The organism is Williamwhitmania taraxaci (assembly GCF_900096565.1).
Taxonomy (GTDB): Bacteria; Bacteroidota; Bacteroidia; order Bacteroidales; family Williamwhitmaniaceae; genus Williamwhitmania; species Williamwhitmania taraxaci.
This window is the reverse complement of record NZ_FMYP01000096.1, coordinates 1-10,416: the sequence shown is the minus strand read 5'-3', so window position 1 is coordinate 10,416 and position 10,416 is coordinate 1. Positions and strand designations below refer to the sequence as shown.

The 10,416-nt window shown below is 44.6% G+C and carries 14 protein-coding genes; 13 read left to right on the top strand and 1 reads right to left on the bottom strand.

The genetic code is table 11. From position 1 onward, the window contains the following. The coding region (locus BLS65_RS18460; RefSeq protein WP_170830175.1) for a hypothetical protein at nt 1–257 on the top strand (257 nt) is incomplete at its 5' end. Between the two features lie 35 nt (nt 258–292). Here BLS65_RS18460 and BLS65_RS16270 read toward each other — a convergent pair. Beyond that, nucleotides 293–601 carry a hypothetical protein gene (locus BLS65_RS16270; protein WP_092440879.1) on the bottom strand — a complete coding sequence of 103 codons (309 nt, stop codon included), beginning with the start codon at nt 599–601 and terminating at the stop codon, nt 293–295. Nucleotides 602–946: 345 nt separating this feature from the next. Between BLS65_RS16270 and BLS65_RS16265 the strand changes: the two genes are divergently transcribed. The 12 genes from BLS65_RS16265 to BLS65_RS16210 all read left to right on the top strand — a co-directional run. Next, complete coding sequence (locus BLS65_RS16265) at nt 947–1,399, top strand: SoxR reducing system RseC family protein (protein WP_125869918.1); 453 nt, start codon at nt 947–949, stop codon at nt 1,397–1,399. 14 nt (nt 1,400–1,413) lie between these two features. Then, nucleotides 1,414–2,271 carry a Fe-S cluster domain-containing protein gene (locus BLS65_RS16260; protein ID WP_092440877.1) on the top strand — a complete coding sequence of 286 codons (858 nt, stop codon included), beginning with the start codon at nt 1,414–1,416 and terminating at the stop codon, nt 2,269–2,271. A gap of 37 nt (nt 2,272–2,308) precedes the next feature. Further along, nucleotides 2,309–3,640 carry an electron transport complex subunit RsxC gene (gene rsxC / locus BLS65_RS16255; RefSeq protein ID WP_092440876.1) on the top strand — a complete coding sequence of 444 codons (1,332 nt, stop codon included), beginning with the start codon at nt 2,309–2,311 and terminating at the stop codon, nt 3,638–3,640. 24 nt (nt 3,641–3,664) lie between these two features. After that, nucleotides 3,665–4,669 (top strand): RnfABCDGE type electron transport complex subunit D, encoded by a 1,005-nt coding sequence (locus BLS65_RS16250; protein WP_092440875.1) that lies wholly within the window; start codon nt 3,665–3,667, stop codon nt 4,667–4,669. Next, nucleotides 4,659–5,237 carry an RnfABCDGE type electron transport complex subunit G gene (locus BLS65_RS16245; RefSeq protein ID WP_092440874.1) on the top strand — a complete coding sequence of 193 codons (579 nt, stop codon included), beginning with the start codon at nt 4,659–4,661 and terminating at the stop codon, nt 5,235–5,237. Before BLS65_RS16250 ends, BLS65_RS16245 begins: the two co-directional genes overlap by 11 nt. After that, nucleotides 5,234–5,908, top strand: a complete 675-nt coding sequence (gene rsxE / locus BLS65_RS16240; protein WP_092440873.1) for an electron transport complex subunit RsxE — start codon at nt 5,234–5,236, stop codon at nt 5,906–5,908. The genes BLS65_RS16245 and rsxE overlap by 4 nt, the downstream gene beginning before the upstream one ends. A 2-nt stretch (nt 5,909–5,910) precedes the next feature. After that, nucleotides 5,911–6,483, top strand: coding sequence for an electron transport complex subunit RsxA (gene rsxA / locus BLS65_RS16235; protein ID WP_092440872.1), 573 nt, complete (start codon nt 5,911–5,913; stop codon nt 6,481–6,483). 146 nt (nt 6,484–6,629) lie between these two features. After that, nucleotides 6,630–6,911, top strand: coding sequence for a hypothetical protein (locus tag BLS65_RS16230; protein WP_092440871.1), 282 nt, complete (start codon nt 6,630–6,632; stop codon nt 6,909–6,911). After that, nucleotides 6,912–7,118, top strand: coding sequence for a hypothetical protein (locus BLS65_RS16225; protein ID WP_092440870.1), 207 nt, complete (start codon nt 6,912–6,914; stop codon nt 7,116–7,118). Beyond that, on the top strand, nt 7,108–8,130 hold the full coding sequence (locus tag BLS65_RS16220; RefSeq protein ID WP_125869917.1) for a hypothetical protein: 1,023 nt from the start codon (nt 7,108–7,110) through the stop codon (nt 8,128–8,130). Before BLS65_RS16225 ends, BLS65_RS16220 begins: the two co-directional genes overlap by 11 nt. Before the next feature lie 356 nt (nt 8,131–8,486). After that, nucleotides 8,487–10,082: a sensor histidine kinase gene (locus tag BLS65_RS16215; protein WP_092440868.1), complete on the top strand. Its 1,596-nt coding sequence runs from the start codon at nt 8,487–8,489 to the stop codon at nt 10,080–10,082. Nucleotides 10,083–10,130: 48 nt separating this feature from the next. Beyond that, nucleotides 10,131–10,416 (top strand): IS1 family transposase (locus BLS65_RS16210; RefSeq protein ID WP_139180976.1); only part of this gene is annotated, 286 nt, incomplete at its 3' end.

The following is a 10,416-nucleotide window of genomic DNA, read 5'->3' as shown; positions in this document are numbered from 1 at the left end:
CAACGAAGTATCTACAGAACTATTCGAATTGGTTTGTCGCGGTAGAAAGGGCAAAGAAGGAGAAATCCTCACCGGAAAAGGTAGGCCGGCAGCTGTTGAAACGCTACCAAGCATGGGATCTATTTACAAACATTGAAGCGCATTACAAGAGTTTCATACAAGCCTACTCAGAGCGCACCTACCGATGTCCAGTGAAACGGTCGTGGAAGTCGCAAAATTGGAATAGTGGAGTAATTCAGGTTAGTGCAGCATTTTAATGCTAACAAAATATTATCAACAACATTTTTTTAGATTACAGCCATTTGGTAGGAACCTCTGTCGAGATTTGGTAGGTAGCCGATTTCCTTCCATTTAATTTTACCACCAAGGTGTAGTTGCAGTATAGGTCTAGGTGGATAGTTACGGGAACGTTTTGGTTGACTGTTTTTGTTATAATCAGTTCGTAACCGTTATATATTTCTACTAATACTTTGCAATGTTGGTCGTTAGTTATTTGGCTTGGGTTAATGGTTAATTCGAAACGATTTTCGCGGTCGAGGGAGAAGCTATTTAGTTGAATGAGTCCGAACAATAGTAATAGAGCGAATCTCTTTGTTTGCATGGTCTCGTTTTAGTTCAGGCAAATTTACGGACGATTGTGCAATTGGTTGTATCTGCTTTGATGAAAAAGTGTTTTTACTTGATAAACCTCTGTTTCGTGAGGCTTAAATTTCATTCAACCACATTTACTTTAAGTGAAGACCTCCGTCCGAAACTGAAAAAATCACTTGTTAGTTCGATAACAGTTAAATTCTTGATAATGATAATCTTATTAGGTTTTAGGTTGATTTATTGATAATCTTATCGTTGGATAGATTGTTTGGATTTATATTCATTCTAAATAGTTGCTTTGTGCTGTAGAGTCATGCGTAAAGGTTAAAACCAAAGGCAAAGAACTCTATTTTTGTTGGCCAAAGATTGTGTATTTACCATGGGAAGTGCTCGTGAAAAAACAGTGGAACATCTCGGTAGAGTTGTTGAGGTTACCAGAAATAGTGTTCGCATCTCAATTGTGAGTGCTTCGGCATGCGGCTCCTGCCATGCCAAGTCGGCATGTTCGCTCTCCGAATCTACGGAGAAGGATATTGTGGTTGATAATCACGGATTGCAGTTGCATGTCGACGATCAGGTTAAGGTTATACTCCAACGTTCGCTAGCCATGCGGGCCGTTGTGTTTGGGTATGTTTTGCCCCTGTTTGTAATGCTGGGGGTGCTCATTGCTGCCTCGGAGTTGTTGGGCAGCGAAATAATGGCCGGACTATGGTCCATTGGAGCCGTTGTGGTTTACTATTTGATGCTGAATGTATTCAAGAAGCGGCTAGAGGCAAAGTTTGTATTTAGGGTTGAACGACTTGATTAGAAAAACAATATAGCATGAGTTCTACAATAATTTTCACAGTCCTTACTTTAAGCCTACTGGGTGTTGTCTCAGCAGTGGTGCTTTATTTTGTAGCCCAGAAGTTTAAGGTTTATGAGGACCCACGAATTGATGAAGTGGAGGCGATGCTTCCTGGAGCCAACTGTGGCGGATGCGGATTTGCTGGCTGTCGTGGATTAGCCGATGCATTAGTATCCTCGGAGGATATTTCTGCACTTTATTGCCCTGTTGGCGGAAACAAAACTATGTCCTCAGTGGCGCAATACTTAGGTAAAGCAGCAGCTGAAAAGGAAGCTCAGGTTGCGGTTGTGCGCTGCCAAGGCTCGCTTGATCAGCGAGTGAGACTAAACAGTTACAATGGAGCATCTTCCTGTGCCGTTTCTGCCTCTTTGTACATGGGCAATACCGGTTGCCAGTATGGTTGTTTGGGATTAGGCGATTGCGTAGTGGTCTGTAATTTTGATGCAATTCGAATTAATGCGGTTAGTGGATTGGCCGAAGTGATCGATGAGAATTGCACTGCCTGTGGAGCATGCGTTACAGCGTGCCCTAAGCAGATTATTGAATTACGAAAAAAAGGTCCCAAGGATAAGAAGATATTTGTTTCGTGCGTAAGTAAGGACAAGGGTGCCATAGCCAAGAAAGCATGCAATGTGGCTTGTATTGGTTGCGGAAAATGCGTAAAGACCTGTCCTTTCGATGCCATCACGCTCCAAAATAACTTGGCATATATTGATGTGCAGAAGTGCAAACTGTGTCGGAAATGCGTTGCGGTTTGCCCTACATCGGCTATTTTAGAGGTAAACTTTCCTGCCAGAGTAGCGGCAGTGGAGTCGAGCGACGAAACAGTGTAATTGTAAGTATTGGTAATAACATAAATAGGTTAAAACCGTGTTGAAAACATTTTCAAAAGGTGGTATTCATCCACCCGAAGCGAAGTTGTCTGCAGCTGTAGCCATCTCAGTGTTGCCTGTACCTCATGAGGTTTATATTCCCATTTCTATGCATATTGGTGCACCGTCGGAGGCATTGGTAGCAAAAGGGGATAAGGTGTTAGTGGGCGAATTGCTTGCTAAAAGCACCGGGTTTGTATCGGCGAATATTCACTCCTCAGTTTCAGGAACGGTTGAGGGTATTGAATCATTGGTTGATGCCAGCGGATATCCCCGGCAGGTAATGAAAATCAGTGTTGAAGGAGACGAATGGCTTCCGACTATTGATCGGACTTCCGATTATTTGTTTCCCAAAGGATTAACGAGCAAGGAAGTTGTGGATGCCATACAGAATGCTGGTGTTGTCGGACTTGGTGGTGCTACCTTCCCTTCGCATGTAAAGCTAACGGTGCCTCCCGGAAAAACTGCCGAAGTATTAATTATCAACGGCGTGGAGTGTGAGCCATTCCTCACTGCCGACCATCGCCTTATGTTGGAAAAAGGGCGTGAGGTATTGACAGGTGTTCAGCTGCTGATGACTGCTCTGGGCGTTACTAAGGCTTTCATTGGAATTGAAAACAATAAGAAGGACGCCATTAGCAGTATCAAATTGCTTGTGGAGGAGTTTGATGGAATTAAGGTTGTTCCGCTAAAGGTTAAATACCCGCAAGGAGGCGAGAAGCAACTTATTAATGCGGTGATCGGGCGCGAAGTGCCTTCGGGGGGTCTTCCCATTGATGTTGGTGCTGTTGTGCACAATGTTGGAACTGCCTTTGCTGTTTATGAGGCCATTGCTAAGCGTAAACCTCTATTTGAGCGCGTGGTAACGGTTACTGGAAACTCTGTAAAAGAACCCAAAAATTTTCTTGTCCGCATAGGTACTCCGGTTTCAGTGCTCATTGAAGCTGCAGGTGGACTGCCAGAAGATACCGGAAAGGTTATAAGCGGCGGCCCTATGATGGGCAAAGCGTTGAGTAGCCTCTCTGCTCCTGTAACCAAGGGAACCTCGGGCATTCTGATTATGCCAGAGGATAACGCAACTAGGCCAGTTCCCGATGTCTGCATTCGTTGCTCCAAGTGTGTGGGTACTTGCCCAATGGGTATGGAACCATACCTGCTTATAAAGTTGGCGAAAAAAGGACTGATTGAGCGATTGGAGCAAGAACGGGTAATGGATTGTATGGAGTGTGGCTCGTGCAGCTATGGTTGTCCAGCAAATCTTCCGCTTCTCGACTATATCAGGTTGGGAAAAGCAGAGGTCGCAAAAATGATAAGAGCTCGAAAGAAATAATTATATAAAAAACTAACTCAACTGATGGGAAAAATGTTCACAGTTGCTCCTTCTCCACACTTGTTTGGGAAGGAATCCGTCAGAGGGCTGATGCTCGATGTGGTGATAGCGCTTTCGCCAGCGTTCTTGGTTTCCATATTCTATTTTGGAATCGATGCATTGGTGGTAACCGCTATTTCGGTGGCATCGTGTCTGCTCTTTGAATTCTTGATTCAGAAATTTCTGATGAAAACCAAACCAACCATCACCGATGGTTCGGCACTGGTTACCGGTATTTTACTGGCCTTCAATTTACCAACCAATATTCCTATCTTTCTTATCGTTATTGGTGCTCTTGTTGCCATTGGTGTAGGGAAAATGAGTTTCGGTGGATTGGGCAACAACCCATTCAATCCGGCATTGGTTGGCCGAGTATTCCTGCTTATCTCTTTCCCTGTGCAAATGACGAGCTGGCCATTGCCCATTGCGCTGCAAACGCCCGATGCAATTACAGGAGCCACACCGCTTGCCGTAATGAAGGAGGCCCTTAAATCGGGTCATTCAGTTTCCGATGTGATGGCAGGTGGTCATATCCCTTCGTTCCCCGATATGCTTATGGGCAATATGGGCGGAAGTTTAGGCGAAATTGCTGCTCTCGCACTCATTCTTGGTGGGGTTTATCTGTTGGTTCGTAAGGTAATTACTTGGCATATTCCGGTTGCCGTTCTCGGCAGCGTGGCCCTGTTCTCATTTCTGCTAAATCTTGGCAATCCAGAGCGATTTGTGGGTCCCGCATTTCACCTATTAACTGGGGGTATAATTTTAGGAGCCATTTATATGGCCACCGATTATGTTTCGTCGCCCATGAGCCGCAGCGGTATGATACTGTTTGGCGTTATGATTGGGGTTATCACCGTTCTTATTCGTGTGTTTGGCGCTTACCCCGAAGGTGTGTCGTTTGCCATTCTTATTATGAACGGTTTTGTTCCGCTTATTAACATGTATATGAAACCAAAACGATTTGGGGAGGCTGTGAAAAATGGCAGGTAAAGAATCGACTTTTAAAAATATGGTGCTTACGTTACTTATTATAACGTTGGTAGCCTCCGTTGCCCTTGGGTATGTATATCAGTTTACCAAGGTGCCTATTGAGCTCGCTCAAATTACTAAGGTCAACAATGCGATCAGGGCGGTGGTGCCTGCCTTTGATAACGATCCCAACGCCGAAGTTTATAAGGCGGTAGTGGGAACCGATAGTTTGAATGTATACCCTGCTAAAAAAGGCGGTGTGGTAGTTGGTCTTGCCGTAGAAACCTTCACCGAGAAGGGGTATGGCGGACGATTCGAGCTGATTGTAGGATTTCTTCCCGATGGAACGATTAACGATATTGCGGTAATTTCCCACCACGAGACACCAGGATTGGGCGATAAGATAGATAAACGCAAGTCGAACTTCAGCTTGCAGTTTAAGGGAAAAAATCCGAAGGACTTTAAGATGATGGTGAAGAAGGATGGCGGAGATGTGGATGCAATTACTGCTTCTACCATCAGTTCACGCGCTTTTTGCGATGCCGTAACGCGCGCCTATGAAGCGGTAATGAAAGGAAATGTCAAATGAACATATCGAAAGAAATTGTAAGAGGGGTAATTAAGGAGAACCCAACCTTCATCCTCCTACTGGGGATGTGCCCAACGCTGGCTACCACCACCTCCGCCTTCAATGGAATGGGAATGGGTTTCGCTACTCTATTTGTTTTGGCTCTATCCAATATGGCAATTTCCATGGTGAAGGATCTTATTCCCGCAAAGGTGCGGATACCCTCTTTTATTGTGATTATAGCCTCTTTTGTTACGATGGTTGACCTGTTAATGGCCGCTTATTTGCCTGCGCTACATTCCCAACTGGGTATCTTTATCCCATTGATAGTAGTAAACTGCATTGTGCTGGGACGTGCCGAGGCGTATGCTTCCAAAAACGACGTGTTTAGCTCGTTGATAGATGGAATAGGAGTCGGATTGGGATTTACCCTCTCGCTGACCGTGCTTGGTGCTGTTAGGGAGTTATTAGGCGATTTATCTTTGTTTGGTGTTAAGTTAGCACAAACGAATGGTTTTTGGTTTCTTAAAATGCATTTTATTTCAAATGAAGGATGGCTGACACTCAATGGTCTAAAGTTGATTCCTTTGGGAGGTATGCTTGTGTTTGTTTTGGCGCCGGGTGCCTTCATTGCCTTGGCCTATTTGATGGTGCTTTTCAATAGATTGAAACGGAAATATTTTAGTAACTAGCCATGGAATACATTGTTATTGTTATTTCTGCCATTTTTGTAAGCAACGTTGTACTTTCCCAGTTTCTAGGGATTTGTCCGTTTCTTGGTGTTTCCAACAAGGTGGAAACATCCATGGGTATGGCAGGGGCCGTTACGTTTGTTATGGCGTTGGCCAATTTGGTTACCTACCTTGTATACAACTACATCCTGTTGCCGCTGGATATCACATTTATGAAGACCATTACTTTCATTTTGGTGATTGCTGCGCTGGTGCAAATGGTTGAGATTATTCTTAAGAAGGTAAGCCCATCGCTCTACCAAGCGCTGGGCATCTTTCTTCCCCTTATCACCACCAACTGTGCGGTGCTGGGTATTGCCTTGCTGGCCGTTCAAAAGGACTACAATTTGGTGATGAGTGTTGTATATAGCACCGCCACAGCCCTCGGCTTCGGGCTTGCACTGGTTATCTTTGCCGGTATCCGCGAAACGCTCGAGTTGGCCGATATTCCTAGGGAGATGAAGGGTATTCCTATTGCGCTGGTAACGGCAGGCATTCTTGCCATGGCCTTTATGGGTTTCTCCGGAATAGTATAAACTTTCCATCGAAATTTATGGAGCTCGCTTAGGCGGGCTCTTTTTATTTGTGATTTTGGCGAGTGCAAGATTTTGAAACGGCAAAGGAGAAGCCGATTTAAGCCGATGTCGGACGAAACGTCCTGAATACCTATTGTGCGCTTGTTGTGGCCGTGCACCTGCAACCCGCATTCATCTATTTTGCTATATTTACACTGTGTGAGGTTTGTGGTAACGGACGAAAATACGTCCGCTTCAGCTGGGGCCGCATTACTGGATTTGAGGTTACGCACAATGGGGTTAACGGCACTCGCTACATCGACATTGAACTCGATAACCTGATCCGTGTTGAGGTAAAGAGCTGGAGCAAGATGTATCCCGCCACCTTTATCAAGCAGTTTGTGGAGAAGGACCTTGCCAACGTTTCCAACCTCAAGAACATGCGCTAGGTGTTCGATGGCAAGTATAAGGGCGTGCTGAAGGACGATATCCTTAAGGTGCTGAAATCGCCTAAGGGTAAGGCGGCGTTGAATAAACTACATGGAAATGGACAACTTCAAAAATTGTTACCCAATGAAAAAATTAAATCGGTTGATGATTTCCTAGATAAGATATCAGAAGATAATTACTATAAAACGCTTATAGATGTTTACTAAATGTTTGCAAATAAGTAGTGTGTCCGGAGATTATCTCCAAGATAATGATGATTTGTATTGTTGGCGAAATGGTGCGGTTACATCGATTCAATTAAACACTGAAGAGACAAATTGGATAGGCAAAATAGATAATACCCAACAACTCTTTTTTTCGGACAAGTCATCGATATATCCCTATCGACAATACCATTGCATTAAAAAAGTATCCAAGAATGATGGGGTGTTATGTTTTGCTTTAGAAGCTGATATCTTCCCTGTTAGTATTGTTGATGATAAGATTTATGCAGAATATGATAATGGGGAGCATGTATATATATCTGAGTTAAATCTTTTAGATTTCAGTAATAAGGCACTTTTTGTTATTAATCAAAAGCGTCTTTTGCTTTCTATTAATTGCTTTTTCTTTCTAACTACAGGGCGAAATACTATTGAGTGCCACTCCCTTGCCACCGGCGCCGAACTCTGGAAGGTTGACGTGGGTGAGCTGGGGCAGTATGAGGATATGAAGGGGCAAATGGTTAAGGGCGAAGTGTCAGCGGTCTTCGCTCTAGGCGACACGGTTGTTGCCAAGGTAAAAGCCTCGGTGCTTGTTGGCTATAGCGTTGAGAGCGGTGAGCAGCGCTGGCTTCACCGCTTTGGCAGTGGGAATGTTTACCTGCTTGCGTTTTACGAGGGCGTATTTCACGTATTTGCCGATTTATACTATGAAATTGATGGCGCTTCAGGACAAATACTATCCAAGAAACCCTACCGCGAGCTGCTTGTCGAGGCAAACGTTAAAGACTATTGGCTCACTACGCCAGCTGTAAGCGATAAGTATATAGCCATCTCGTCCCACTACGATACCGCCATCTTGCTCATCAACCGCAGCGCCTTTACGGTGGAGCAGCGCATAGCGTTGGAGGGGTGCAAGAGCGGCATACCGCTGAGCAACGCGCCGCGCCTATACGGCAACCGCCTCTACCAGCTCGATGGCGATGGCACGCTGCATATCTTTGAGGAGAAGGAGTAAGTAGCATCCAACCTTCATGCCTAAGTTAGCCCGGACAAATAGCACTGCTCCAGCGGGCATCTTTTTCATCCACCCCTGCAAGATACACAGCTAGTCCGGGCCCGACTACTACGCGGCGGAATACTAGTCGCATCCGGACTTTTTGTAAGGAAAGCACTATCGCCAAAGGCTGCCGTAGGCGGATGGGAAGCTCTAGCTGACTTTAGGTGGCAGTGCAATCGCAATTGTAAAAAACCTTTCTTTGGTTTCGATTTATGGACATTCTTCCATTGTTGCTTTGTTCTTAAAATTTCTTCAATTTTGTAAGGGTTGCAAACAGTTTTTTACATAACTTACATTGCTTAAAGGATAGAAATATGCGGTATGCTCTAAAACTGTTCATCTTTTCTTGCGGAGTTATAACTCTTGGGTCTTTTAGTTCTTTGGAATCGCATGGAACTCCAAAGATTCTGATCGTTAATTCATACCATCAGGGTTTGTCGTGGACCGATAGTTTAGTTGCTGGTTTTCGATCGTCCGTTATCAAAAGCCATCCAGCCTCCGAGTTGTATATTGAGTATATCGACTCGAAACGTAAAGCGTTAACCCCCGCTCGCGGCGAGGAATATTTTCACTATTTAAAGCAATCGTATGGTGGGTTGGCTTTAGATTTAGTTTTCCTTACCGACGACGATGCCGTTAGCTTTTGGATGCAGTACGGGCAGGAGATTAGTCCCAACACGAAGGTTGTCTTTGCTGGGGTTAATAAGGTTTACGATTTCCCTTCAAACTATTGTGGGTTGATTGAGTTGGTTGATTTTTCAGCCGCCTTTCAACTAATTCTAGACGCGAGTCCTGCGGCTGAGCAAATTTATGTTGTCAACGATGCCACAACAACGGGTATGGTACTTACCAAGCAAATGGGCGCAGCGTTAACCGACAAGAAAATTCTCAGTAAAATAACTTTTCTGACAGGGCTTTCGTTTTCCGAACTGAAGGAAAAGATTGCAGCTATAGAGCCTCCGGATGTCATCTTTTTTGTGCTCTACAATGTGGATAGTCATGGTCAGTATCTTAGCTATGAGGCTACGCTGGATTCGATATTAAATTTGGTAAAGGTTCCGATTTTTGTATCGTGGGAATTTTATATAGGCCATGGCGGTGTGGGTGGTAACCTCATTTCGCCTCGGCTGCACGGCCAATCCGCCGGCCTTATGGCCGATCGGGTATTGGCTGGCGAGTTGCCTTCCGAAATAGGAGTAAAGCCTGGGCCTACACATAATTTTTTCGACTATCGCGTTTTGAAAAATACCTCGATTAAGCGAAGCGATCTACCTCGCGATTCTATTATAATTAATCTTCCTTTTGCGTTTGTTAAGCAAAATCGCCTCCTATTTAGCGCCCTTGCCGCCTTGTTTTTCATGCTTCTTGCTGTTATCTTTTCCCTTGTTATAGGGAATCGGCGGAAACGATATAGACTTAAGCGGGAAGAAGCATTGGTGGCAGCATTGAGCGATAGTCAACATGGGCTTGTGGAAGCCAAGCGCAAGGCCGAGGAGGCAAATCGGCTAAAGAGCTTGTTTTTATCTAATATGAGCCATGAGATTCGATCACCCATGAATGGAATAGTTGGCTTTGCGAATTTGCTAAAGGATGTCGATCGGTTATCGCCCTCAAAGCGAAAGACATATGTGGATATTATTAATGCTAATAGTAGAAATTTACTAATGCTAATTACCGACATTCTAGATATTTCTAAAATTGAGGCAAATCAACTTGTTCTTCATCCCCGCCCATGTGCAGTAAACCAGCTAATGGCCGATCTCTTCGTTTTCTTTAACAATGAAAAGGATCGTATGGGTGTCGATCACCTAAACCTTTCTTACTCTCAGGGGGTATCCGAAATGGATTTTATCATTCAAACCGATAGGGATCGCTTACGGCAAGTTTTAGCTAATGGCTCTATTCAGTGATAATGTTGTTGCAAAAATTTGCTTATCTTAGTGGAAAGTCTCTATGATATGACAATAATTGAACAAATCCGAGAACTCGCAAAACAGTTGACAGAACAAGAGCGCGTTACGGTAATGCGGGAGCTGAAAAATACGGATGCATCACTTACGGCTCAGCTGGGGGAGGCGAAAGTCTGCCCCCACTGCTCGAGCAGCATGATCATTAAGCACAGCATGTTCAATGGGAGGCAGCGCTCCAAGTGCAAAACGTGCGGCAAGACCTTTACTATGCTTACCGGAACGCCCATACACGGGTTGAAAAAGGTTTCACTTTGGCAGGATTACTGCACGTCCA

Bases quoted from the DNA above. Each gene is read 5' to 3' on its own strand.
- BLS65_RS16250 (WP_092440875.1), top strand. From the start codon at position 3,665: ATGGGAAAAATGTTCACAGTTGCTCCTTCTCCACACTTGTTTGGGAAG.
- BLS65_RS16215 (WP_092440868.1), top strand. From the start codon at position 8,487: ATGCGGTATGCTCTAAAACTGTTCATCTTTTCTTGCGGAGTTATAACT.
- BLS65_RS16260 (WP_092440877.1), top strand. From the start codon at position 1,414: ATGAGTTCTACAATAATTTTCACAGTCCTTACTTTAAGCCTACTGGGT.
- rsxA (WP_092440872.1), top strand. From the start codon at position 5,911: ATGGAATACATTGTTATTGTTATTTCTGCCATTTTTGTAAGCAACGTT.
- BLS65_RS16220 (WP_125869917.1), top strand. From the start codon at position 7,108: ATGTTTACTAAATGTTTGCAAATAAGTAGTGTGTCCGGAGATTATCTC.
- BLS65_RS16270 (WP_092440879.1), bottom strand. From the start codon at position 601: ATGCAAACAAAGAGATTCGCTCTATTACTATTGTTCGGACTCATTCAA.
- BLS65_RS16245 (WP_092440874.1), top strand. From the start codon at position 4,659: ATGGCAGGTAAAGAATCGACTTTTAAAAATATGGTGCTTACGTTACTT.
- rsxE (WP_092440873.1), top strand. From the start codon at position 5,234: ATGAACATATCGAAAGAAATTGTAAGAGGGGTAATTAAGGAGAACCCA.